Genomic DNA, 24,142 nt, shown 5'->3' on the forward strand with positions numbered 1-24,142 from the left:
GTGAAGGAGCGACACCGGCATGGTGTTCAAACGACTGCTCGGCGCGATCGGGGTGGGCGGTCCCGCGGTGGACACGGTGCTCGACACCGGCGTGGCACTGCCCGGCGGTCCGCTGTCCGGGCAGGTGCATCTGCGCGGCGGCGACGCGGCTGTGGAGATCGAGCACATCGGTCTCGAGCTGGTCGCACGCGTGGAGGCCGAGCACGAGGAGGGCGAGAGCGAGGGCACGGTCGCCTTCGCCCGGTTCACGGTCGGGGGCGGCTTCCGGCTGGGCGAGGGGGAGCAGTGCAGTGTGCCGTTCGGCGTGACGCTGCCGTGGGAGACGCCGATCACCGAGCTGTACGGGCAGCAGCTGGGCGTCGTCCTCGGCGTGCGTACGGAGCTGGCGGTCGCCGGTGCCAAGGACAAGGGCGACCTGGATCCGCTGGCGGTGCGCCCGCTGCCGGTCCAGGAGGCGGTGCTGGAGGCCTTCGGCCGACTCGGTTTCGGCTTCCACTCGGCGGACCTGGAGTACGGGCGCATCGGCGGCACGGGACAGCGACTGCCCTTCTACCAGGAGATCGAGCTGACCCCGGCACCGCAGTACGCACACGCGGTCGACGAGATCGAGCTGACCTTCCTCGCCGCACCCGAGGGTGTGGAGATCGTCCTGGAGGCGGACAAGCGGGGCGGTCTGTTCTCCTCGGGCCATGACGCGCTCGTCCGCTTCACGGCCGGTCACCAGGACGTCCACACCCGTGACTGGGTCGCGGATCTCGACGGCCGGGTCGGGCAGCTGGTCGAGCACCGATCGGCCCACGGTGGGCACGACCCGTACGCGGGTCACGGCCACCACGGCGATCACCACGGCCACCACGGCGGGCATCACTCCGGCCCCGGTATCGGCACGGCGGTCGCCGCGGGCGCGGCGGGGCTCGCCGTCGGGGTGGTCGGCGGTCTGGTGGCGGCCGAAGTGGTGGACGAGATCGGGGACTTCTTCGAGGGGGACGAGGACTGACGCGTCCGCATCACGGCCTCAGGTCCTGATCCGCGCCGGCCGCACGCGCCCGGTGGTGCGCGTGCGGCGCTCGCTCGCTGCGGGGGGCGTCGATCGGGGCGCAACGGGGCCTCGGGCCGCTCGGTCCGGAAAGGACGAGCGGCCCGGTGGGCCACCACGGGGTCAGGGGGTGCCGGTGCCGCCGAAGAAGGAGACCGTGCCGGTCGGCCTCGGTGTCGCGGGCACGCCGCGGACCTCGGAGGCCCCACGGAGCGGGTCGGAAGAGGACCCGCCGCCCTCGATCTCGACCACGTCCCCCACACGCAGGTGCCCGTGCAGCCACTTCGCGTTGACGAGGTCCAGACCGATCCAGCCACTCGTCACGTCGTAGTGGCCGGGAGCCTTGGCGTTGTACATCAGGCCGCCGAGATAGGTCGTGGTGCCGTCCGCCGCGCGGAGTTCGACCACCCAGCGGACCTTGGCCCGGTAGGGGCCCTTGAGTCCGACGTCCTTGCCGGACACCGTCTTCATGCCCGCCAGGGCGGTGACCGTCATCCGTCCGGTCGGTGTGCGGGCGCGCACCGTGCCCGCGGAGACGGGAAGTTCACGCCCGCCGACGGTGAGCGTCCGCCGGGTCAGGTCCACCGTCGCCGCGGGTCCCGCCTGGGGACTCCGCGCGCTCGACGGCATCGCGGCCTGGGAGGTCCGCGAGGGGGGTGTGTCCGCTCCGGTGAAGCCCAGCAGGGCCACGACGCCCAAGGCCGCCGTGGCGCAGGCACCGGCGAACGCTGCCGTCGTACGACGGCGGCGCCGGCGCACGCCCGCGCGGCGCCTGATCTCCGCACCGGGGACGGGGGGCGGGGCCTGGCCGGACTCGGCCAGTGCGCGCAGCCCGGCGGTGAGGTCATCGGACACGGTCGTCCTCCCTCTCCTCCTCGCCGGCGGCCAGTTCTCGCGCCAGCGCCGCCCGGCCCCGGGACAGCCTGGCCTTGACCGTCCCCACCGGGGCACCGGTCTCGGAGGCTACCTGCTCCACACTGAGGTCGCACAGATGGTGCAGGACCAGGGCCATCCGCTGCGGCTCGGGCAGTTTGCGCAACGCGGTGACGAGCACGGCCCGTTCGGGGCCGGGCCCCGGAGTGTGCTCCAGCGGCGGAGTACTGCGCACCAATTCGAGCCAGCGCCGCGCCCGCCGCCAGCGGCTGACCGCGAGCCGCATCGCCACGGTCCGTATCCAGGCCTCGGGCGCCCCGTCGGCCAGGAACTCCCGACGCCGGTGCCAGGCCCGTACGAAGGCCTCCTGCACAACGTCCTGCGCCTCGCTGTGATCCCCCGTGAACGCGTAGAGCTGGCCGGTCAGCCGTGGGAACGCGGTGGCGTAGAACGCGTCGAACTCGTCTTCGGTCATGCCCCCGCCACGCTCTCGGTCATGCCCCCGCCACGTGCTCGCCCATGGCCCCGCCTCACGTTCCTGCGACGTTCCGGACTTCGTGGTGCAGACCGGTCGTCGCGCCCGTGCGTAAAGGTCCCGTACGTCGCACATGGAAACACACCACGGGGGCGCCCCGACGAGCCGCGGAGCCTGGAGCGGGCGCCGGGGGCCCGTCCGGGCGGGCGGGCCGGTCCGCGGCGACCTCGAACGGGCCTCCACCGCTGGCCCCCCGCATTCCCCGCCCGGAAGCTGGGCCCATGGACGCCGCGCCCCGTGACGGTCTGCCGCTCTTCGAGGACCGCACCGACTTCGAGAACGCCGACCGCGGGTTCGTCTCCGCCCTCGTGCCCGGGGTGGTGACGGCCGACGACGGGCGGGTGGTGTGGGACGGGGACGCGTACGGATTCCTCGACGGCGACTGCCCCGCCACCGCGCACCCCGGCCTGTGGCGGCAGTCGCAACTGTGCGCACGGCAGGGGCTGTACGAGGTGGCCGAGGGCGTCTACCAGGTGCGCGGGCTGGACCTGGCCAACATGACCCTGGTGGAGGGGCACGACGGCGTCCTCGTCATCGACCCGCTCGTCTCCAGCGAGTGCGCGGCGGCCGCCCTCGCGCTCTACCGGCGGCACCGCGGGGAGCGGCCCGTCACCGGGCTGATCTACACCCACTCCCATGTGGACCACTTCGGCGGTGCCCGCGGGGTGCTGCCGCCCGACGCGGAGTCGGGCGTGCCGGTCCTCGCACCCGTCGGATTCCTGGAGCACGCGGTCAGCGAGAACGTGTTCGCCGGACCCGCGATCGCCCGGCGGGCCGGCTTCATGTACGGGGCATCGCTGCCGAAGGCGCCGGACGGGCAGATCGGCACGGGGCTCGGCGCGACCGTGTCGACCGGTACGGTCACCCTCGTTCCGCCCACCGTCGACATCACGCACAGCGGGCAGACGGAGGTCGTCGACGGGGTGCGGATCCTGTTCCAGCTGACGCCGGGCACCGAGGCCCCGGCCGAGATGAACTTCCTCCTCACCGAGCAGCGCGCCCTGTGCCTCGCCGAGAACGTCACCCACACCCTGCACAACATCCTGACCCTGCGCGGCGCCCTCGTCCGCGACGCCCGGGTCTGGTCCCGCTACCTCGACGAGGCCATCGACTTCTTCGGCGACGCCTACGACGTGGCCTTCGCCTCCCACCACTGGCCGACCTGGGGACACGAGAACGTCGTCCGGCTGCTCGCGGAGCAGCGGGACCTGTACGCGTATCTGCACGACCAGACGCTGCGGCTGCTGAACAGCGGACTGACGGGACCGGAGATCGCGGAGGAGCTGCGGCTGCCGCCCGCGCTGGAGGCCGCCTGGCACGCCCGGGGCTACTACGGTTCCGTCAGCCACAACGTCAAGGCCGTCTACCAGCGCTACCTGGGGTGGTACGACGGCAACCCCGCGCATCTGTGGGAGCACCCGCCGGTCCCGCTCGCCGAGCGGTACGTGGAGATGGCGGGCGGCCCCACCGCGATGCTCGCCGCGGCACGCCGGTACGCCGACGCCGGGGACCTGCGCTTCGCGGCCACCCTCCTCAACCACCTCGTCTTCGCCGAACCGGGCGACGAGGAGGCGAGGCGGATGCTGGCGGACGTGTACGAACGGCTCGGGCACGGGTCCGAGAACGGGCCCTGGCGGAACATCTATCTGACCGCAGCGCAGGAGTTGCTGACGGAGGCGGGCGGTCCCGCCGTCACCACCGACTCGGCCGAGCTGACGTCGGCGCTCTCCGTCGGCATGCTGCTGGATTCCCTCGCGGTGCGCATCGACGGGCCCCGGGCGGCGCGCGAGCCGCGCCTGATCATCGATCTGGTCGTGATCGACGAGCAGCGCCGGCACCGGATCAATCTGGAGCACGGCGCCCTCACGCACCGCAGCCTGCCGCTGCACCGCACCCCCAGGCCGCAGGCCGGACTGACACTCACCCTGACCCGTCCGGAACTGCTCGGGCTGCTCGCGGGCAAGGGCCTTGCGGGCATCGGGACGGAAGGGGACCGGGAGCTGCTGAAGCGGCTGTTCTCCCATGTGTCCCGACCGGACCGCGGGTTCCCGATCGTCACGCCCTAGCGTGTCCCACCGCTCCCCGGTCCGCGCCGCCCGGTTCCGGCCGCGGGCCGTCGTCAGAGCGGCGGCTGCGCGGGGGCCGGACCGAGGGTCGTCGTGCCGGGCGCGGTGCGGTGGCCGAGGCCCGTGCGGTAGGCGTCGAGGGCGGCCTCCACCCGGCCGGTGCGGCGCAGCAGATCGCCGAGCAGCCGGCACAGGTCCGCGAGGTCGCCCGCCGCGCCCGCCCGCTCCAGCAGGCTGAGCGCACGCACATAGTGCTCCTCGGCGGCCTCCGTGTCCCGGGCGTCCTCCGCGATGATGCCGAGGAGGCGGTGCGCGGCGGCGGAGTGCACCGCGCCGCGCTCGGGGCCGATGTCGCCGAGGACGCCGTGCAGCAGCTCCGCGGCCTCCTCTGACCTGCCGCGCCGGTGCAGCACGTCCGCCAGCTCCACCGCGACCTGACTGCTGTAGAGGGCGGCCCGCTTCTCGGCGAGCATGGCGAGAGCCTCGCGCAACTCCTTCTCCGCGCGCTCGAGTTCGCCGTTCTGGACGTACAGATATCCGCGCATCCAGTGGCAGTTGGCCAGTTCGGTGCGGATCTGCAGCTGCCGGTACAGCTCGGCGGCCTTGGCGAGGGAGGCGTCCGCCTCGGCGACCCGGCCCTCCGCGAGGAGCGTGCGCGCCACGGATCGGTGCATGCGTGCGACGAGTGCCGGGTCGTCGACCTGGGGCGCGAGGGCCAGGGCGAACTCGGCCGCCTGGGCGGCCCGCGCGTGCGCCCCCATGTCCATGTACGGGCCTATGGCGCTCGCGTAGAGCAGCAGGAGGGCGTCCGGGTCGTGCAGTCCGGAGCGGTTGAGCTCGTCGAGCGTCGACTCCAGCAGATAGCAGGCGTAGCGGAGTTCCCCGGCGAGGTAGTGGGAGACGGCGCGGCCGCGCAGCGCCGGGACCCGGCTGGGCAGCGGCGCGTCGGCCAGGCTCTTCTCCGCACGCTCGAAGTGCCGCCGCGCCACCGCCAGATCGCCGACGTCCAGGGCGCACTCGCCCAGTCCGAGCTGCGCGGCGGCCTGCTCGGCGTCGAGCCCGTGCCTCTCGGCCTCGGCCAGCAGCGCGGCGTACTGCTCGGCCGCCGCCTCGGCCTCCCCGGTGGCCAGGGTGCGCTGTGCGTCGGTGAGCCCGAGCCGCAGGGTGGTGGCGAGATGGGCGGGGCGCCCGGTGGCCAGCTCGTCGAACTCGACACCGAGCCGCTCGGACAGATGCCGGAGCGCCTCGTCGGAGGGACGGACGCGTCCGGCCTCCAGGGTGGAGATGTAGGCGGGTGTGTACGCGGGCTCTGCCAACTGTTTCTGCGTCATGCCGCGTTCACGCCGCAGTTGCTGCACCCTGCGCCCGATGATCTCCGGGTCGTCTCGCTCCGCCATGCGATTAATCATGCCATTAAGCACAGTTATCGAGCCCGGTTTCTTGACCAGGGGTCAATCTTGCGTTCGAAGGGTCCAACTTCCCTTGGCGCTCTTCCGGTTCGACCGTCCCACCCCCTACGTTAGAAGCACTTTAAGCATGCTTAATCCATCGCTGTCATTGCGAGGTCGGTTGCCGTGCTCGGACGCCTTTCCGTTCACCGCGGACGTATATCGCCCCGCTACGCCAGAGGACTCGCCGCAGCCGTCGTGGCCGTGGCCGCCCTGATCACGGCGGCCAACACGGGCCCGGCCAGGGCGTCGGGACCACTGCCCGCCCAGCACGTCGCACAGGACTCGCGCTGAACCGACCGGACAGGGCGAGCGGCGACGGGACGACCCGGGCGGCGGCCGCCGGCGGAGGCCCCCCTCCCGTCGGCGGCCGCCTGCTTCCTGTGCCGCGGTGGGCTTCGAAAGCCCCGGTGCCGGTGAACGGCCCGGCGCATACCCTGGCCCCGTGACCTCTCCCGCCGCACACACCGCGCTGGACCTCACCGCCGACCTCCCGACCACCGCCCTGGAGGAGTGCTACCGGGATCTGCACCGTCATCCGGAACTGTCACTGCGTGAGCACCGGACCGCCGGGAAACTCGCCGGACTGCTGCGCGCGGCCGGCTACGACACCGCCGAGGGCGTCGGCGGCACCGGGATCGTGGGTGTGCTGCGCAACGGCGACGGCCCCACCGTCCTGCTGCGCGCCGACATGGACGCGCTTCCGGTCGCCGAGGAGACGGGTTTGCCGTATGCCTCCCAGGTGCCGGGCGTGATGCACGCCTGCGGGCACGACCTGCACGTCACCTGGCTCGCGGGGGCGGCCGGGGCGCTGGCCGCGGGGCGCGACGCCTGGTCGGGCACGCTGCTGGTGGTGGGCCAGCCCGCCGAGGAGAGCGGTCAGGGGGCCCGCGCGATGGTCGCGGACGGTCTGTACGACCGCGTCCCGCGCCCCGACGTCCTGCTCGCCCAGCACGCGGCCCCGGGCCCGGCCGGCCTCTACGCGCACTCACCGGGACTGATCCTGTCCGCCTCGACGGACGTGGACATCGTCGTGCACGGCCGGGGCGGTCACGGCTCGCGTCCGGAGTCGACGGTGGACCCGGTGGTGACGGCCGCCTACCTCGTCACCCGGCTTCAGACGGTCGTCAGCCGCGAGGTCGCGCCGCGTGATGCGGCGGTGCTGACGGTGGGCCGGATCGAGGCGGGCACCGGCAACAACATCATCCCGTCGCATGCCCGCATCGCACTGAACCTGCGTACCCAGTCGGCCGTGGTCCGCGACCGGATGGTCGCCGCGATCCGGCGCATCGCGACGGGCGAGTGCCTGGCCGCGGGCTGTCCGCGCGAGCCCGAGGTGACCTTCGGCGCCGACTTCCCGGTCACGGTCAACGACGCCGACACCGACCGCCGCGTCGCCGCCGTGCACGGCGAGGTGTTCGGCCCGGGTACCGTGTTCGACCCCGGCCCGGCGATGGGCAGCGAGGACTTCTCCGAACTGGCGCCGGACGGCGTCCCGTACGCGTACTGGTTCGTGACCAGCACTCCGGCCGCCGTCTGGGAGGCGGCGCCCGGCGCGGACCTCATGGAGAAGTTCGCGGCGGTACCGAGCAACCACAGCCCCCGCTTCGCGCCCGACCTGTCCACGGTCGGACCCGGCGTGCGAGCCCTGGTGTCGGGAGCGCTGGCGCACCTGTCGCCGGCCTGACCGGGCCGTCACCCGTTCCGGGGCGGGTGCGCCCCGCCGCACGGCGTCACGGCTGTGTCTGGAGCCCGCCCTGCAGCCGGCGAAGACGCTCCTGTACGTGGTGCAGGGCGCCCTCGCGCCGTCCCGGTACCCGTTCCCGCAGTGCGACGAGCGCGGGACCCAGTGCCCGGGCCCGCCCCGGATCACTCATGTGGCCCCACTGGTGGTGGGCGCGGTCGACGGCCGCCTCCACCGCCGGGTCGGCCGGGCTCCGGCCGGCCGTGAGCCGGGCGGCGGCCACCGCGAGCCAGGTCTCGCAGCTGCGGCCGGGGTCGCCCGCGAGCATCGCGAGGTCCGCGCGCACCTCCATCCAGTGCAGTGCCTCCTCGGACCCGGGTCCGTGCGCCCGCAGCGCGATCTGCTCCCACTGCGCGGCGAGCACGGCCGCCTCGGCGTGCCGGCCGTCCTGGACGGCGGCGGTGAGCGCGGCGTGCGGGTCCGGGGGTGCGGCCGCGGGCGGCACGGGCACGAAGGGCGGCGGCATGAGCGGGCCGCGTCCCGGGACCGGCGCACCAGGGGCGAGCACGATGTCCCCCTGCCCGCCCGTGTCCGCGTGTGCCCGGGTCAGCGCCTGGTGGTGCAGGGTCGGCGGATCCGGGCGGTGGCCGCTGCGCAGGATGGTCGCCACGGCCTTCATGTACGCGGGGACCGCCAGCGCACGGCGCGGTGGCGGCGGGGCCACACGGCCGTAGAGGGGGACGGCCGGACCGCAGTCGAGAGGCGCGGTGTGCAGATGGCGCCAGGTCTCCGGGTCCGCGTGCAGATCCGCGAACACCGTCGTGGTCCCGGGCACCCGCAGCCGCAGCTCCTCGCGGATCCAGTGCCAGGGGAAGCCGGTGTAGCGGACCGTGGCCGGGGTGGTGCGCGCCAGCGCCAGATGCGGCAGGTGCTGGCGGCGGTCGAGCTGGAGCTGTCCGCTGAGGAACACCGTCAGCGGGCCGGGGGCGGTCGCGGCGGCCCGCAGCCGGGTGAGCACGGCCTGCGGCTCGAGCGGGTCGGCGAGCTCGACCACGTTCGCCGTGTCCGTGCCGGACAGCACCGGCGGGGCCACGGCCGCGAGCACCGGAAGCACGGACGCCGCGTCCACCAGGCACCCCTTGCCCGCCGGTGAGGCCGCGAGCAGCAGCACGGTTCCGGGCATCGTTCCCTCCCCCGATCGATCAGCCACGGCAGCACCGTAACCGCTGCGCCTGCAAAGCTGCGACGGAGGAAGAGCAAACGCACGCGTATGGACTGCCGGCGCGCCCGGGTGCGGGGCACGGTCCAGCCCCGCGGGACACGGCCTCACCTGCCGTCGGCCGCACGGCGCCGCAGCGCGAAGATCGTCGTGTCGTCGGCGAGATGGCCGCCGCAGTGGCGCAGCGTGCTGTCACGGACGAAGCGCACCAGACGCCCGGGCTCGGCGATGCGCGGATCCTCGGCGAGCGCGTGCGCCAGGGTGTCGCGCAGCGGGAAGAACTCCCCCGCGGCGTTCCGTGCCTCGGACACCCCGTCCGTGAACAGCAGCAGGGTCTCGTCGTCCGCGAGCGGCAGACGCAGCGCCGGTGGCGGTCCTCCGGCCAGCCCGGCCAGCCCGAGCGGGAGCCGCTCGCCGATCGGCAGGGACCGTACGCCGTCGGGCGCGACCACCAGCGCGGGCTCGTGCCCGAAGTTGATCACCTCCACGCACCGGGTCCCGGTCTGCGGGAAGCCGACCAGCACGGCGGTGGCGAAGCGGTCGTCGTCGTCGCGGCCGATCTCGGCGCCGTAGCGCACATGCCGCCGCATCCGGGTCTCCAGCCGTTCGGCGACCGTGGCGAGAAGGGGCTCGTGGTATCCGGCCTCGCGGAACGTGCCGAGCAGCGCCGACGCCGCCGCGACCGCGTCGAGCCCCTTGCCCTGGACGTCGCCGAGCAACACGCGGGTGCCCCGGGGGCCCGGCTGGATGTCGTAGAAGTCGCCGCCGACGCGGGCGACGCTGTCCGCGGCGAGGTAGGCCGCCGCGTGCTCGAGTCCGCCCCAGCCCGCCGGCATCGGCCGCAGCACCGTGCGCCGGGTGGTGTCGGCGATGTCCTGCATATGCAACATCCGCCGCTCGCCGCGCAGGCGGACCGCACAGGCCAGCACGGCGAGGCCGCTGCCCACGACGACGAGGATGAAGTCGGGCACCCCGGTCCGGAACTGGTGGGGCCAGGCGTTGTCCTCCAGCTCGTAGGTGAGGACGGCCAGCACGGCGATGCCGATCGTGGTCCACAGCCCGCAGATCGCGGCGGCGATGCCGGGGACCAGCACCACCCACGAGATGGTGCGGAACTCGCCGGCGGTCTTCCAGTCGACCACGGCGATGGCCGCGAGGAGCACGAGCGGTGGTACCCAGGCGACGCTGTACCCGCCCACCCGCAGGAACTGGTGTTCCGCGGGCCCGCCGCCGGAGCCGGGAAGGTCGGGCAGCAGGTGGTGCGCTCCCGCCGACCCGCCGCGAACCGCCGTCGCGTGTTCGTCCTCCGGGGCCCGGGGCGGCGCCCCTTGCGCCGCCGAGGCGTCCGAGGGGGCGGTCCCGAGGACCGCCGCCCCGGGGGCGCCGCGGGAGCCGCCGAAGTGCGGGAGGGCGCGCCGCCTGCGGGGCTCGGTGGCGTCCTGCTCCTTCCGGCTCTTCTCCGGCCGGCCCCGGGACGGCCGCCTGGCGGGCACCGGCGCCCCCGTCCCTCAGTAGGCCACGGACATACGGGCGCGCGGATGCGTCTCCTGCTCCAGCTCGTCGACGAACGCGACCGCGAAGTCCTCGGCGCTGATCCGGCTGTTGCCGTACACGTCGGTGAGCAGGCCGTCGTCGTCCGACCGGAAGCGGCCGGTGCGCTCGCCCGGGGCGATCTCGGCGGCGGGGGAGACGCAGGTCCACTCCAGATCGTCGACCGTGCGGTAGTACTCCAGGACGGCACGGTGGGCGAGCGCCTCGGGGAGCAGCTCCTTCGGGAATCCGGGCTGGTCGCACAGCTGCTGCCCGGGCGCGACCTCCAGACTGCCCGCGCCGCCGACCACGACGAACCGCCGCACTCCGGCGTCGCGTGCGCCCTGCACGAGAGAGTCGTTCAGGGTGAGGAACGGTCCCTTCGGGTCCGACCCGTCCCGCGGCGGCGCACACGCGTTCGCCACCGCGTCGGCCCCCGCCATCAGCGCGGAGGCCTTGGCCACGTCCGAGGCGTCCGCGGCAGCGGCGGTCACCCCGGGCACGGGGGACCGGCCGGAGCGGCTGACGGCCGTGACGCGGTGCCCGCGCCGTGCCGCCTCCGCGGCGATCCGGCTGCCGACCATTCCCGTCGCCCCGAACAGCACGATCTTCATGGGCCCCAGCGAAACACGGCCCCGCTGACCACGCATCCCGACTTGCCGGGTGCCCCCACCAGGTGTGCGCTGGAAGGCGGGGGCGAGGAGAGAGGAGCGTTCCCATGGCTCATGCGGCACCCGTGCCGGGGACATCGCACACACCCGCCACAAAGCCCCGTGGAACCGTCGCGACCTACCGCCCGCCCGAGGTCTTCGAGCCGCGCACGCACGCGATGGCGCGGATCGTGGGACCCATCGCCATCGGACTCGTGTACGGGTACTGGGCCGCGGCGATCCGCCGCGCAGGCGGTCCGATCACCGGCTGGAACGTGCTGTTCGGCTTCGTGTGCGTGATCGTGTTCGCGGCGCTGTGCATCGGCCTGCTGCGGGTGGCACCGCACCTGTCCCGCGGACCGCACGCGCTGGCGTGGGCGGTGTTCGCGGGTATCGCGTTCGGCTTCCTGTACAGCCAGACCGGCCACAGCGTGCTGCGCAGCATCGGTATCTCACTGGCGGTCGCCGTGGCCACGTTCGTCTTCGACTACTACCGCTACTACGTGCACCAGGAGCCGCTGGGCGAGCACTGGGCGAAACGCTGACCTTCCGGTCGGCCCGCCTTCCGGCGCACGAAGCCCCGGCCGTCGGCCCACGTCGACGCCGGGGCCTCGTGCGTCTCCCTCACTCACCCGTCTCCCGGAGTTGCGTCCCGGGAGCGGTCGAGGAGCCCGAGCCGTCCTTTTCCCCATCACCAGGTAACACCCGTTCGGATGAACCCTCCACCGGAGGGCATACCCGGCGAGCGGTCCCGGTCCGGTGGACGCCACGCCGTGACCCGCCCATCGGATCGTCATATGCACCCATTTGCAGTCAAACAGCTCGCCGATCGCCCGCTGACGCGGTTCTCTGGTGACGTGTCTCGACGTGCCCGGAGCCTGCTCTCCGCCGTGCTGGTCGGCCTCGCGTGCCTGCTCGCGCCGCTGGGCCTGCTCGCCGTGTGGGCGAAGTACGGCATCGAGGACAGCGCCCGGTACGCCGCAACGACCGCGCCGCTGGCCTCCGACGCGCAGGTCAGGGACGCCATCGCCGCCGCCGTCACGGACGGCATCATGCGCGAGGTGCACGTCGGCACCCCCCTGGAGGGCTCGGTGCAGGCCTTCGTCCACGACGCGGTCCGCTCGTTCACCGACACCGCGGCCTTCCGCACCGCCTGGGACACCGCGAACCTCAGCGCACACGACGCCGTGATGCGCGCCCTGCGGAACGACGGCGACACCCCCGTGACCATCGACCTCGCCCCCGCCACCGAGCGCATGAAGAGGCAACTCGTCGACGAGCACGTGCCGTTCGCGGGCCGTATCCCGATCGCGCACACGGAGATCACCCTGCTGCAGTCGAAGGACCTGACGAAGTTCCGGAAGGGGTTCCGCGTGCTCGAAGTGACCGGCTTCTGGCTGCCCGTGGCCGCGGTCGTCTTCGCCGTGAGCGGGATGCTGGTGTCGGTGTGCCGCCGCCGGGCGGTGCTGGCGACCGGTCTCGGCACGGCGCTGGGCGCGGCACTGCTGGCCGTCGCGATCGCCGTGGGCCGCCGGATGACGCTGCGGGACCTGCCCCCGGACGTCTCCCACCCCGCGGCGGCCGCGGTCTACGACGCACTCACCGAGACACTGCGCACGGCAGCCTGGGTGATGATGGCGCTCGGGCTCACTGTCGCCCTGGTCGCATGGCTCACGGGGATGTACGCGCGACGTCGGCGAGCGTCCGCAGGGCCCCCGCAAGCTCCCTCGGAGGAGCCGACGCAAGTCCGAGCCTGACGCAGTCCGCGGCGGAGCCCTCCGATCCGCTCCCACCCGCGGCGAAGGCGGGTCCCGGGGTCACCGCGATCCCCCGCTCGGCCGCGGCGGCCACGAACGTGTCGGCGCGCCACGGCCGCGGCAGCTCCCACCAGGCGAAGTACGCCCGCGGATCGCTCCGCACGGCGAAGCCGTCGAGGTACCGCTCGACCAGCCGCCCGCGTGCCCGTGCGTCCGCCTGCTTGACCGTGACGAGCCGCTCGACGGTCCCGTCCCCGATCCACCGCACCGCCGCCTCCAGCGCGAACCGTCCCGCCGTCCAGCCGCCCGACCGCAGTGCCCCCGCGGCCTCCTCGCCGCATCCCTCGGGCACGACGAGGAATCCGACGGTGAGCCCGGGCGCGACCCGTTTGGACAGCCCGTCGACGACGTAGGTGCGCTCCGGCGCGTGGGCGGCGAGGGGCCTTCCGCTCTCCTGCCCGCACAGGAACGCCCAGATGCGGTCCTCGACGACCGGCAGCCCCAGGAGCCGCACCGTGTCCGCGAGTCGGCGCATCCGCTCCTCCCCCGTCGTCGCGGACGTCGGATTGTGCAGCGTCGGCTGCACGTACAGCGCGGACAGCGGCGTGGAGCGGTGCGCGGCGACGAGCGCGTCCGGGCACAGGCCCTGGTCGTCCATGGCGAGCGGGACGAGGAGTATGCCCAGGCGCGACGCGATCTCCTTGACCAGCGGATACGTCAGTCGTTCGACACCGACGCGACCGCCGGGCGGCACGACGGCGGCGAGGGCGCCCGCGATGGCCTGCCGCGCGTTGCCCGCGAACAGCAGCCGCTCCGGGTCCGGACGCCAGCCACCGGCCGCCAGCAGGCCGGCGGCGGCCTCGCGCGCGGCCCGGGTTCCCGTGGCGGGCGCCGTGCGGGTCGCCCCGGCGAGGACGTCGGGCCGCAGCAGCGGTGCGAGCCCGGCCGCCAGCAGCTCCGACTGGCCGGGGGCGGAGGGGTAGTTGAGCTCCAGGTTGACGGGCGCCGTGGTCGCGGGCTCGGCGAGCGCACGGCCCGTCGGCACCGGGGCGGCCCGGACGAAGGTGCCCCGTCCGACCTCGCCCACGACAAGGCCCCGCCGCACGAGTTCGCCGTACACCCGGCCCGCCGTGGAGGCCGCCAGCCCGTGCCGGCGCGCGAACGCCCGCTGCGGCGGCAGCCGTTGACCGGGGCGCAGCCGTCCTGCGGCGATGTCGGCGGCGATCCGGTCGGCGATGCGCCGGTAGTCCTCCACGGGTCCCCCTTGGATTGCACCGAGAGCAAAGATCTTATTGCACCGAGGAGTTGGCGACCCTAGGGTCGAGGCCATGGCACCCTTCCTTGCATACGAGGACAAAGGCGCGCATACATCGCGGCTGCCCCTCGTCCTCGTCCACGGCCATCCCTTCGACCGCACGATGTGGACCCCGCAGCTCGCCGCCTTCGCCCGCACGCGCCGCGTGATCGCCCCGGATCTGCGCGGCTACGGCGCCTCCCCGGTCGTCGCCGGCGTCACCCCGCTGTCGGTGTTCGCGGACGACATCGCCTCGCTCCTCGACGACCTGGAAGTGGGCCGCTGCGTCCTCGTGGGGCTCTCCATGGGCGGCCAGATCGCCATGGAGTGCTGGTCCCGCTTTCCCGGGCGGATCGCCGGGCTGGTGCTCGCGGACACCTTCCCGGCCGCGGAGACCGAGGAGGGCGGGCGGGCCCGGTACGCCATGGCGGACCGGCTGCTGCGCGAGGGCATGCGCCCGTACGCCGACGAGGTGCTGTACCGGATGGTCGCGCCGCACGCCGACCCCGCGGTGGCGGCGCACGTGCACCGCATGATGGCCGCCGCGCCCCCGGAGGGCACGGCGGCGGCCCTGCGCGGCCGGGCGGAGCGCCCCGACTACCGCGACCTCCTCACCCGTGTCTCGGTCCCGGCGCTCGTCGTGGTCGGCGCGGACGACACATACACACCCGTCGCGGACGCGGAGGCCATGCACGCCGCCCTGCCCGACTCCACGCTCCGGGTGGTGGCGGACGCCGCGCACCTGCCGAACCTCGAACGCCCGGAGGAGTTCGACACGGCACTGGAGGCGTTCCTGAAGCGCGTGGACGCCTGACGCGCCGCGCCGACGATCACCCGATCGGCCTACCTCCTCCTGCGTCGCTGCTCCTTCGGGGCGAATCTGCGGATGAACGTCCCGTCCAGAGGAGGCGACCCCATGGTCCAGAACACCGCACGCGCCACGCACCCGAAACGCGAGGCGTGGTCGACCGGCGGCACGACGTTCGCCGGGGTCCTGATGATCGTCGGCGGGATCGTGGGCGTGCTGAACGGCATCGCGGGCATCGCCGCGAACAACGTCTACGTCAGGGTCGGGAACTACGTGTACGAGTTCAGCCTCACCACATGGGGCTGGATCCACCTGGTCGTCGGCGCACTGGTCGTGATCACCGGCTGGGGGGTGCTCCAGGGCATGGAGTGGGCGCGCGCGGCGGGTGTGGGGCTGGCGGCCCTGTACATGATCCTCTACTTCATGTTCCTGCCCTACGCCCCGATCTGGTCCATCATCGCCATCGCGATCGGGGGCTTCGTGATCTGGTCCCTGGTGACGGCGGACCGCACCAGGACGACGCTGTAACCGGTCCCGGGGACCACGGCCCGTGGTCCCCGGGCGGCGCCGCCCGGCAACCTTTTTCCCTCCCACCCCGTCTTCGGGGGAGGATTCGGACATCGGGTCCGACGAGGGGAGGGCGGCGCCACGTGCGGACAGCGACCGCGGAACGGACCGGGCCGGCCGACACCCGGCGCCGGCCCCGGGGGCGGAGCGCGGCGGCCTGGCTCGCCGGGCTGGTGCTCGCCGGTGTGAGCGTCGTCGTGGGCTGCCGTGCCGCCGACACCGACGCGATCACACCGGTCCCCCAACTGCTGGCCTTCCTGCCGTGGTTGCTCGCCCCGGCCGCCTTCGCCCTCCTGCTGGCCCTGCTCGCGCGCTGGCGCACCGGCATGGCCTGGAGCGTCCTCGTGCTGGCCGCGCTCGCCTGGTTCATCGAGCCCTACGGCAGGCCCGCCGAGCCCACCGGCACCCCGCTCGCCGAGTTCCGGGTGCTGACCTCCAACGTGGAGTTCGGTCGCGGCACGGACTCCCTCCTGCCCGCGATCCGCCGTGAGCGCCCGGACATCGTGTTCGTCGAGGAGTGCGAGTACCGCTGCTCGGCCGCACTGGAGCGGGCCTTCGGCGGAGCGGCCGGCGCCTACCCCTACCGCCGGGCCGTCGAGGGCGCCGGTTCCGACGGGTCGGTCATCCTCAGCCGGTTCCCGCTGAAGGCCGCGCCCGGTGTGCCCGGCACCATGGGCATGCCCGGGGCCGTCGCCGACGTCCGCGGCCACACCGTACGTCTCCAGCTCGCCCACCCCATGCCCCCGCTCCCCGGCCAGCTCGCGCTCTGGCACCACGAGCTGGGTGAGCTGCGCAGCTACGCGGAGGCCGCCGGAAGCACCCCCACGATCGTCGCCGGGGACTTCAACGCCTCCCAGGACCACGCCGCCTTCCGCCACATCCTCGACACCGGCCTGCGCGACGGCGCCCGTCTCGCCGAGGCCCCCCGCACCCCCTCCTGGCCGGCCAGGACCGCCCCGCCGCTCGGCGCCCAGATCGACCACGTCCTCGTCTCCGGGGACTTCTCGGCGAACTCGGCCCGCTTCCTCGACATCGCGGCCACCGACCACCGCGCCCTGCTCGTCGACATCACCCTCCACCGGCACACCTAGGGCCTGTCGTCCGGGGACGACGGCCGCCCGGCATGCGGACGGGTGCGGACACCGCCGCGGACACGGGGAAGGGGCGGCGTCCGGCCGGCCCCGCCCCCGCGTCCTGCCGTGCCCGTGACGGGTCCGCCCCGAGGATCAGACCCCTATGTCGCAGCCGTCCGCGCGCCACACGGCGACGACGGCAGGACGGACGATCCTCCCGGGCCCGTCGGGCCAGGCGCCGGCCGGCTTCTCGACGGTCGCACCGTCGAGCTCGCCCGGGTGCTGCACGGCCACGACCACCCGCCGGTCCTCGATGATCGGACCGCAGGTCTCGGCGCCCTTCGGCACGGTCAGGAACTGCTTGAGCTCACCACGCCGCTCACCGCGCGTGGCGACACCGAAGAGGCCGTCGTGGGATCCCAGCTGGTTGCCGTCGGTCGAGATCCAGAGGTTGCCGTGCGGATCGAACGCCACATTGTCCGGGCAGGAGATCGGGCTGACCCGGCCCTTGGGGAATCCGGCGAAGTACGTGGAGGGGTCGGCGGGGTCCCCGGCGACGAGGAAGAGCGACCAGGCGAACGACGTGCTCTCCGCGCGGCTGTGGCGTTCGGTGAGCTCCAGGATGTGCCCGTGCTTGTTGCCGCTCCGCGGGTTGGCCTCGTCGGCGGCCGGCGAGCCTGCCTTGCCGCGGTTGGTGTTGTTGGTGAGGACGACGTACACCTTCCCGGTGTGCGGGGAGGGCTGGATGTCCTCGGGCCGGTCCATCTTGGTGGCGCCGACCTTGTCGCCCGCGAGCCGGGTGAACACGAAGACCTCGTCGGCGCTCATGCCCTCGACGTGGGACACGGCCCCGTGGGCGGTCGCGGTGGCGAGCGGGATCCAGGTGCCGGAGCCGTCGAACTCGCCGTCGCCCGGAAGCTTGCCGCTGCCGTCGATGTCGGTCGCCGGGGAGTCGCCGGTGAGCTTCGCGACGTAGAGCGTTCCCTCGTCGAGGAGCGAGAGGTTGTGCTCGCGTGCGGACCGGGAGTTCCCGTGCCGCATCCGCTTGCTGCCGACGAACTTGTAGAAGTAGTCGAACCGCTCGTCGTCACCGGAGTAGACGACGGGCCGCCCGTCGTCGGTGAGCCGCACGGTGGCGGCCTCGTGCTTGAAGCGGCCGAGCGCGGTGTGCTTGCGCGGCGTGGAGCCGGGGTCGTACGGATCGAACTCGACGACGTACCCGAAGCGGTGCACCTCGTTGGGCTCCTGGGCCAGGTCGAAGCGGCGGTCGAACCGCTCCCACTTGCGCTCGGTCGCGGCGGTGCCGATGCCGTACCGCAGGTCGGTGGCGCTGGACCCGTTGGCGAAGTACTGGTTGAAGTTCTCCTCGCCGTGCAGGGTGGTGCCCCAGGGGGTGGTGCCGCCGGAGCAGTTGTTGAGGGTGCCGAGGACCTTGCGGCCGCTCGGGTCGGCCGACGTCTTCAGCAGGTCGGAGCCCGCGGCCGGGCCGGTGAGACGGAATGTGCTGGTCGCGGTGACCCGGCGGTTGAGGGGATGGCGGGGGACCGCGGTGAGGCGCCCGCTCCTGCTGTCCTCCTCGACGACGACGGCGGTGAGACCGTGGGCGGCCCAGGCCACCTCCACCTGCCGGCGGGTCGGGTTCTGGGGGTCGTATCCCCGGAACATGAGCACCTCGTCGGTGTACTCGTGGTTGGCGACGAGGAGCCGGCGGTCGCGCTCGCCGGGGACCGGCAGCAGGGCGAGGAAGTCGTTGTTGTATCCGAACTGGCCGGCCTGGGCCGCCGCGGTCTGGTTCTCGGGGTCGAAGGCGGGAGCGCCGCGGAGAATGGGTTCGCCCCAGCGGATGACCACGTTCTGGCGGTAGCCGTCGGGCACCGTGACGGCGTCGGCGGTGTTGGGGGCGACGGGGGCGAAGCGGAGACCCCGGGCGGCGGCGGTGTGCGCCCCGCCGTTCCGGCCCGCGGGGGCCGCGGCTGCCTGCGGGACCGTGGCGGCGGTCGCCGCGCCGGTGGCGGTCGCGACCGTGACGACGGCTGCGGCACGCAGTGCGGAACGGCGGCTGAGGGCCCCCGCGATGACGTCGCCGACGTATTCGTTGTCGCTGGTGTTGGGCACCTCGTGGAAACAGGCGTCGCCGCAGCGGTAGCGGCAGGTCAGGGCGGACCGTCCGCCGGGATGCGAGCCGGACGTCGTTCCGATCAGCGGCAGCAGCTTGCGCACTTTACTCTCCCCTTACGATCCCTTGGTGTGGCCGTGACGGTAGGGGCATGGATGTGCGGGAGCAGGGCGGGCACATGAACGACCGGTGAACCGGAGAGATCCGTACGGGGGTTGATGCGCGAGATCTCGGCGTACGGCCGGCGGAGCCGGGCGCGGTGCCGCCGGGGCGGGCCGCACGCTCGGTGACGGCGGGATCGCGGTGTTGACATCGGGCCCTTCCGATGGTCGGACCCTACCCAAGATCGCCGTCTGTGACCGCTAACCTTACGTGTCCGTCCTGGCCAGGGATTGACGGGCATCAACTCATGCGAAGGGTTGCGCACATGGGCATTCTCACTCTCCTGCGGAACGCGTTCGGCCGCTCACGCAAGGGTCGCTCCGCCGAGGGGGAGCCCTCGCGGGAGACGCAGGCGGCCTCGGAGCCGACGGTTTCGGAGACCGCGGCGGCGCCTCAGCCGCCGGCCGCGAAGTCCCCCCGGCCGGCCGCGACCCCCGAGATCCCGGCGCAGCAGTCGTCGGGCCCCGGGGACGAGCACGAGCTGGTGTCGGCGGCGTTCGACAACGTGACGGTGCCCCGGCAGGCGACCCCGATGGAGGAGCCGTCGCCGGAGATCGCGCCGGCGCCGAAGGCTGCCGAGAAGACGAAGCCCGAGGTCGCGCAGGCGACGGCGACCGAGGCCGCCACCGTGGTGGCCGCCGAGGCTGAGACCGAGGTCGCCGCGGAGCCGGAGACCGCCACCGAGGCCGAGACCAAGGCCGAGGTCCCGGCAGAGGCCGCCACCGAGGCTGAGACCGTCGTCGAGGCGGACGCCGACCCGGAGCCGGAGATCGCGGAGACGACGGCGCCCGAGGCCGCCGCGGAGTCCGAAGCCGAGGTCGAGCCCGAGGTCGCCGCGGAGCCTGAGGCCCAGGCCGAGGCTGAGGCCACCCCCGAGCCCGAGGCCGAGGTCGAGGCCGCCGCGGAGCCCGAGGCCGAGGTCGAGGCCGCCGCGGAGTCCGAGGCCGAAGTCGAGGCCGCCGCGGAGCCTGAGGCCCAGGCCGAGCCCGAGGCCACCCCCGAGCCGGAGACCGAGGTCGAGGCCACCCCCGAGCCCGAGGCCGCCGCGGAGCCTGAGGCCCAGGTCGAGGCCACCCCCGAGCCCGAGGCCCAGCCCGAGGCCGCCGCGGAGTCCGAGCCGGAGACCGCCCCCGAGGCCACCCCCGAGGCCGTCGCCGAGGTGCCCGAGCCGAAGGTCGCGGAGACGCCCGAGCCCGAACCTGAACCCGAGGCCGCCCCCGAGGTCACCGCCGAAGCGGAGCCCGAGCCGGAGACCGAGCCCGAGGCCGCCGAGCCCGAGCCCGAAGCCGCCGACGCGGAAGCCGCCGGACCTGAGGCCACCGCCACCCCGGAGCCCCAGGCGGAAGCCGACCCCGAGGCCGTACCCGAGCCCGTCGCCGCCGAGGCCGGTGATTCGGCGGCCGCCGAGCCCGCCCTCACCCTGGCCGGTCTCACGTCGCGCGCACCGGGGCTGACCTCCGCCTACGAGGCCGCAGGGGCCGCCCTCGACAAGCACGGCCTCACCGGCACCCGGGCCGGGGTCTACCTCGTCCTGGACCGCTCCGCCTCCATGCGCCCCTACTACAAGGACGGCTCCGCCCAGGCCCTCGGCGAACAGGCCCTCGCGCTCGCCGCGCACCTGGACCCCGAGGCCAGCGTCCACGTCGTCTTCTTCTCCACCGAACTGGACGGCACCGGCGAACTGACCCTCACCGACCACGAGAACAAGATCGACGAGCTGCACGCGGGCCTCGGCCGCATGGGCCGTACCAGCTACCACGTCGCCGTGGAGGAGGTGCTCGCCCACCACGAGAAGTCGGACCCGGCCGTTCCCGCCCTGGTGATCTTCCAGACGGACGGCGCCCCCGACGCGAAGACCCCGGCCACCCAGTCCCTCACGGACGCCGCGAAGAAGCACCCCGCCGTCTTCTTCTCCTTCGTCGCCTTCGGCGACCCCGCGCACAAGGCCTTCGACTACCTGCGCAAGCTCAAGTCGGACAACACCTCCGCCTTCCTGGCCGGAGAGACCCCGCTCGAGCTGACGGACGCGGAGGTCTACGAGGGCATCCTGGCGGCCTGGCGCCCGTAATCCGGGTCCGCCCGGCAGGCCACACCGCGGCCGCCCCTTCCCACCCTGCACAACGGGAAGCGGGCGGCCCACCCATGTCGGCTACGATTTCAAGGTTCGTAGACGATGCAGACGACCTGAAATCGGACGCGCCGTCACCCCACGTAGCGACTTGGGAGCAGCCCGCGATGGCTCGACACCTCATCACCAGCGCCCTTCCGTACATCAACGGGATCAAGCACCTGGGCAACATGGTGGGGTCCATGCTCCCGGCGGACGTGTACTCCCGGTACCTCCGCCAGCGTGGCCACGACGTCCTGTACATCTGCGCGACGGACGAGCACGGCACCCCCGCCGAGCTCGCGGCCAAGGAGCTGGGGCTTCCGGTCGCCGAGTTCTGCGCCCAGGCCCACGACGCGCAGAAGGCCGTGTACGACGGCTTCAACCTGGCCTTCGACTACTTCGGGCGCAGCTCCTCCCCGCAGAACCGGGACATCACGCAGGAGATCGCCCGCGAACTCAAGGCGAACGGGTTCATCGAGGAGCGGGCCATCCGCCAGGTGTACTCGAACGCCGACGGCCGCTTCCTGCCCGACCGGTACATCATCGGCACCTGTCCGCACTGCGGTTACGACAAGGCGCGCGGCGACCAGTGCGAGAACTGCACCCGTGTCCTGGACCCCACGGACCTGATCGAGCCGCGCTCGGCGATCAGCGGCAGCAGCGACCTCGAGGTCCGCGAGACCAAGCACCTGTTCCTGCTCCAGTCCGCGCTGGCCGGCGAGGTCGAGGCGTGGGTGGACGAGCGCGCCGACGACTGGCCGGTGCTGGCCTCCTCGATCGCCCGCAAGTGGCTCACCGAGGGGCTGCACGACCGCGCGATCACCCGTGACCTGGACTGGGGTGTCCCGGTCCCCGCCGACACCTGGCCGGAGCTCGCGTCCGAGGGCAAGGTCTTCTACGTCTGGTTCGACGCCCCGATCGAGTACATCGGTGCCACGAAGGAGTGGGCGGACCTCGACCCGGAGAACCGCGACTGGCGCTCGTGGTGGTGGAAGTCGGACGCGGACGTCCATTACACGCAGTTCATGGGCAAGGACAACGTCCCCTTCCACAGCGTGATGTTCCCGGCGACCCTGCTGGGCACCCGCTCGCCGTGGAAGAAGGTCGACGTCATCAAGGCCTTCAACTGGCTGAACTACTACGGCGGCAAGTTCTCGACGTCCCAGAAGCGCGGCGTCTTCACCCACGACGCGTTGGAGATCCTGCCGGCGGACTACTGGCGCTACTTCATGATGGCGAACGCGCCGGAGTCCGACGACTCCTCCTTCACCTGGGAGCACTTCACGGCCACGGTGAACAAGGACCTGGCGGACACGCTGGGCAACTTCGTCAACCGCGTGCTGTCCTTCTCCCGCAAGCGCTTCGGCGACGAGGTGCCGGCCGGCGGCGAGCCGGGCGAGGCGGAGGCGAAGCTCGGTGCGGAGATCGCGCGACTGCTCGCCGAGTACGAGGAGCACATGGAGGCCATCCAGTTCCGCAAGGCGGCGGCCTCGCTGCGCGCCCTGTGGTCGGCGGGCAACTCCTACCTCGAGGAGAAGGCCCCCTGGCTGGAGATCAAGACGAACAAGGAGGGCGCGGCCCTCACCCTCCGCACGGCGATGAACCTGATCCACCTCTACGCGGTCGTCTCGGAGCCGTTCATCCCGACGTCCTCGGCGGCCATGCGCGGCGCCTTCGACCTGGCGGACGACACCGCCGTGTGGGTGACGCAGGAGGAGGCCAGGTCCCTCACCGCCGTCGCCGCGGGCACGCCGTTCACCGTCCCGCCGGTCCTCTTCGCCAAGCTCACGGAAGAGGATCTGGAGAACTACAAGGAGCGTTTCGGCGGCGAGACCGCGTAGGACCGCGGAACGCAGGCCGGCAGGACCTCAGGGGGCCCGGGAAGCAGCACGCTTCCCGGGCCTCTCCGTCGGGTCACCGGGGCGTTTCATCACGCCCGGTGAGGACGTCGGGTGGCTGCTGCCGGCGCCGCAGACGCGCCGGGACCCCGGGGCACCACACGGGCATGGTCCCTCTCCGTGACTACGGGTACACCTTCTCGCCCTTCGCCAGCATCGCCACGTACTTCTCGATCCGGCGCGCCCGGGTCCCGGCCTTCTTGGCGTCCTGGATCCGGTACAGGATCGCGTAGCGGTTCTGCCGGTCCAGTGTCTCGAAGAACTCCGCGGCGCCCGGGTCGGCGGTCAGGGCCGCCGCGAGGTCGTCCGGCACCGTGGCGGTCTTCGCACCGTCGTAGGCCGCTTCCCAGCGGCCGTCCGCCCTGGCGCGGTCGACCTGGGCCTGCCCCGGCGGACGCATCCGACCCTGCTCGATCAGAGCGGCCACCTTGTCCCGGTTGACCTTGGACCACTTGCTGCGCGGCGTGCGCGGCGTGAACCGCTGGGTCCACCACTGGTCGTCGAACTTGGCCTTCTGGCCGTCGATCCAGCCGTAGCAGAGTGCCACGTCGAGCGCCTGGGCGTAGTCCAGCGCGACGATTCCGGGGCCCTTCTTACGAAGCTTGAGCCAGATGCCGGGCGAGACGGCGTGGTTCTCACCGAGCCATGCCTCGAACGCCTCGGCGGATGCGAATGCGACGATCTCCAAGTCCTGAGTCACCCCAGCAGCGAACCACACCCGGCCGATTGTCATGACCTATTCGGGCACGGCCCCGGATGCAGGGGGGTGTCCGTCGCACGGGTCGAGCGGCCGGCCGACGGAAGGCGCCGAGTTCACCTGGTCACGGCCGACGAGAGGGCCAGGGCCCGCCCGGGCTGCGGGGTGTTCGCCACCCGGGTGAAGGGCTCGGCGGTGACCCGGCCGCGCGATCTCTCTTGCGAAGATCGGGCAGCCGCTGCCGGCGGCCTGGATCGCCGAGGAGAACCTGCGCACCCTCCTCGCCCTGGCCCGCACCGGCGCCGACCGCCACCAAGTCGGCCGCACCCGCCGGAAGTTCCTCACCTGGTGCGCGGACTCCGACATTCCCGAAGCCCGCCGGCTCGCCACCACCGTCGACCGCTGGCGGCCCGAGATCGCCGCGTTCATCAACACCGGACACAGCAACGCCAAGAGCGAAGGGATCAGCCTCGTGATCAAGCTCGTCGCCCGCAACGCGTTCGGCTTCCGCAAAGCCGAGAACCAACGCCTGCGGACGCGCTGCGTCACCACCCGCCGAGCCCGCGGACACCTCCACACCGCTCACCTTTGAAGACCCGGAGAAGGACGGGCCCGGAAC

At 73.1% G+C, this 24,142-nt stretch carries 20 protein-coding genes; 11 read left to right on the top strand and 9 right to left on the bottom strand.

The genetic code is table 11. The features are described 5' to 3' along the window. The first annotated feature begins 19 nt into the window (after positions 1 to 19). On the top strand, positions 20 to 997 hold the full coding sequence (locus tag ACSHXN_RS20160) for a sporulation protein (RefSeq protein WP_438303471.1): 978 nt from the start codon (positions 20 to 22) through the stop codon (positions 995 to 997). 162 nt (positions 998 to 1,159) lie between these two features. On the opposite strand, the gene ACSHXN_RS20165 is transcribed toward ACSHXN_RS20160, so the two are convergent. Together ACSHXN_RS20165 and ACSHXN_RS20170 are read right to left on the bottom strand one after the other, a co-directional pair. Then, positions 1,160 to 1,891, bottom strand: coding sequence for a L,D-transpeptidase (locus tag ACSHXN_RS20165; RefSeq protein WP_355128850.1), 732 nt, complete (start codon positions 1,889 to 1,891; stop codon positions 1,160 to 1,162). Further along, positions 1,881 to 2,384, bottom strand: coding sequence for a SigE family RNA polymerase sigma factor (locus ACSHXN_RS20170; RefSeq protein ID WP_355128848.1), 504 nt, complete (start codon positions 2,382 to 2,384; stop codon positions 1,881 to 1,883). Before ACSHXN_RS20170 ends, ACSHXN_RS20165 begins: the two co-directional genes overlap by 11 nt. Before the next feature lie 281 nt (positions 2,385 to 2,665). Here ACSHXN_RS20170 and ACSHXN_RS20175 point away from each other — a divergent pair, with 281 nt between their 5' ends. Then, positions 2,666 to 4,510, top strand: coding sequence for an alkyl/aryl-sulfatase (locus tag ACSHXN_RS20175; protein WP_355128847.1), 1,845 nt, complete (start codon positions 2,666 to 2,668; stop codon positions 4,508 to 4,510). Positions 4,511 to 4,563: 53 nt separating this feature from the next. Here ACSHXN_RS20175 and ACSHXN_RS20180 read toward each other — a convergent pair whose 3' ends face one another. Beyond that, a complete protein-coding gene (locus ACSHXN_RS20180; RefSeq protein ID WP_355128845.1) occupies positions 4,564 to 5,907 on the bottom strand; it encodes a helix-turn-helix domain-containing protein in 1,344 nt (447 codons plus the stop codon). A 496-nt stretch (positions 5,908 to 6,403) separates the two neighbouring features. Between ACSHXN_RS20180 and ACSHXN_RS20185 the strand changes: the two genes are divergently transcribed. Beyond that, on the top strand, positions 6,404 to 7,645 hold the full coding sequence (locus tag ACSHXN_RS20185) for an amidohydrolase (protein WP_438303472.1): 1,242 nt from the start codon (positions 6,404 to 6,406) through the stop codon (positions 7,643 to 7,645). Positions 7,646 to 7,691: 46 nt separating this feature from the next. Here ACSHXN_RS20185 and ACSHXN_RS20190 read toward each other — a convergent pair whose 3' ends face one another. From ACSHXN_RS20190 to ACSHXN_RS20200, 3 genes are all read right to left on the bottom strand, one after another. After that, a complete protein-coding gene (locus ACSHXN_RS20190; protein WP_438306483.1) occupies positions 7,692 to 8,825 on the bottom strand; it encodes a hypothetical protein in 1,134 nt (377 codons plus the stop codon). Positions 8,826 to 8,968: 143 nt separating this feature from the next. Further along, on the bottom strand, positions 8,969 to 10,117 hold the full coding sequence (locus tag ACSHXN_RS20195; RefSeq protein ID WP_383352825.1) for a PP2C family protein-serine/threonine phosphatase: 1,149 nt from the start codon (positions 10,115 to 10,117) through the stop codon (positions 8,969 to 8,971). 252 nt (positions 10,118 to 10,369) lie between these two features. After that, positions 10,370 to 11,005 carry an NAD(P)-dependent oxidoreductase gene (locus tag ACSHXN_RS20200; RefSeq protein WP_355128839.1) on the bottom strand — a complete coding sequence of 212 codons (636 nt, stop codon included), beginning with the start codon at positions 11,003 to 11,005 and terminating at the stop codon, positions 10,370 to 10,372. A 104-nt stretch (positions 11,006 to 11,109) separates the two neighbouring features. Between ACSHXN_RS20200 and ACSHXN_RS20205 the strand changes: the two genes are divergently transcribed. Beyond that, positions 11,110 to 11,586, top strand: a complete 477-nt coding sequence (locus ACSHXN_RS20205) for a hypothetical protein (protein ID WP_356107870.1) — start codon at positions 11,110 to 11,112, stop codon at positions 11,584 to 11,586. Between the two features lie 312 nt (positions 11,587 to 11,898). Continuing rightward, positions 11,899 to 12,798, top strand: coding sequence for a hypothetical protein (locus ACSHXN_RS20210; protein WP_355128835.1), 900 nt, complete (start codon positions 11,899 to 11,901; stop codon positions 12,796 to 12,798). Here ACSHXN_RS20210 and ACSHXN_RS20215 read toward each other — a convergent pair. After that, a complete protein-coding gene (locus ACSHXN_RS20215; protein WP_355128833.1) occupies positions 12,713 to 14,053 on the bottom strand; it encodes a PLP-dependent aminotransferase family protein in 1,341 nt (446 codons plus the stop codon). The genes ACSHXN_RS20210 and ACSHXN_RS20215 overlap by 86 nt on opposite strands. 73 nt (positions 14,054 to 14,126) lie before the next feature. Here ACSHXN_RS20215 and ACSHXN_RS20220 point away from each other — a divergent pair, with 73 nt between their 5' ends. The 3 genes from ACSHXN_RS20220 (at position 14,127) to ACSHXN_RS20230 (ending at position 16,558) form a co-directional block, all read left to right on the top strand. Further along, positions 14,127 to 14,906 carry an alpha/beta fold hydrolase gene (locus ACSHXN_RS20220; protein WP_438303473.1) on the top strand — a complete coding sequence of 260 codons (780 nt, stop codon included), beginning with the start codon at positions 14,127 to 14,129 and terminating at the stop codon, positions 14,904 to 14,906. Positions 14,907 to 15,008: 102 nt separating this feature from the next. Further along, positions 15,009 to 15,428, top strand: a complete 420-nt coding sequence (locus tag ACSHXN_RS20225) for a DUF7144 family membrane protein (RefSeq protein ID WP_355128829.1) — start codon at positions 15,009 to 15,011, stop codon at positions 15,426 to 15,428. Between the two features lie 122 nt (positions 15,429 to 15,550). Then, positions 15,551 to 16,558 (top strand): endonuclease/exonuclease/phosphatase family protein, encoded by a 1,008-nt coding sequence (locus ACSHXN_RS20230; RefSeq protein WP_438303474.1) that lies wholly within the window; start codon positions 15,551 to 15,553, stop codon positions 16,556 to 16,558. Positions 16,559 to 16,693: 135 nt separating this feature from the next. Here the strand turns inward: ACSHXN_RS20230 and ACSHXN_RS20235 are convergent, their stop codons facing one another. Then, positions 16,694 to 18,760 carry a PhoX family protein gene (locus ACSHXN_RS20235; protein WP_355128825.1) on the bottom strand — a complete coding sequence of 689 codons (2,067 nt, stop codon included), beginning with the start codon at positions 18,758 to 18,760 and terminating at the stop codon, positions 16,694 to 16,696. 323 nt (positions 18,761 to 19,083) lie between these two features. Between ACSHXN_RS20235 and ACSHXN_RS20240 the strand changes: the two genes are divergently transcribed. Together ACSHXN_RS20240 and metG are read left to right on the top strand one after the other, a co-directional pair. After that, positions 19,084 to 20,886: a VWA domain-containing protein gene (locus tag ACSHXN_RS20240; protein WP_438303475.1), complete on the top strand. Its 1,803-nt coding sequence runs from the start codon at positions 19,084 to 19,086 to the stop codon at positions 20,884 to 20,886. A gap of 167 nt (positions 20,887 to 21,053) precedes the next feature. Then, the gene (metG, locus tag ACSHXN_RS20245) at positions 21,054 to 22,769 is read left to right on the top strand and encodes a methionine--tRNA ligase (RefSeq protein ID WP_355128821.1); all 1,716 of its coding nucleotides are present in this window, start codon (positions 21,054 to 21,056) and stop codon (positions 22,767 to 22,769) included. 181 nt (positions 22,770 to 22,950) lie between these two features. Here the strand turns inward: metG and ACSHXN_RS20250 are convergent, their stop codons facing one another. Beyond that, positions 22,951 to 23,559, bottom strand: coding sequence for a YdeI/OmpD-associated family protein (locus ACSHXN_RS20250; RefSeq protein ID WP_356107880.1), 609 nt, complete (start codon positions 23,557 to 23,559; stop codon positions 22,951 to 22,953). Positions 23,560 to 23,749: 190 nt separating this feature from the next. On the opposite strand from ACSHXN_RS20250, the gene ACSHXN_RS20255 reads away from it, so the two are divergent. Beyond that, positions 23,750 to 24,115, top strand: coding sequence for a transposase (locus ACSHXN_RS20255; RefSeq protein ID WP_356108064.1), 366 nt, complete (start codon positions 23,750 to 23,752; stop codon positions 24,113 to 24,115). Positions 24,116 to 24,142: the final 27 nt, after the last annotated feature.

It is taken from the genome of Streptomyces sp. HUAS TT11, from assembly GCF_051553595.1.
GTDB lineage: Bacteria > Actinomycetota > Actinomycetes > Streptomycetales > Streptomycetaceae > Streptomyces.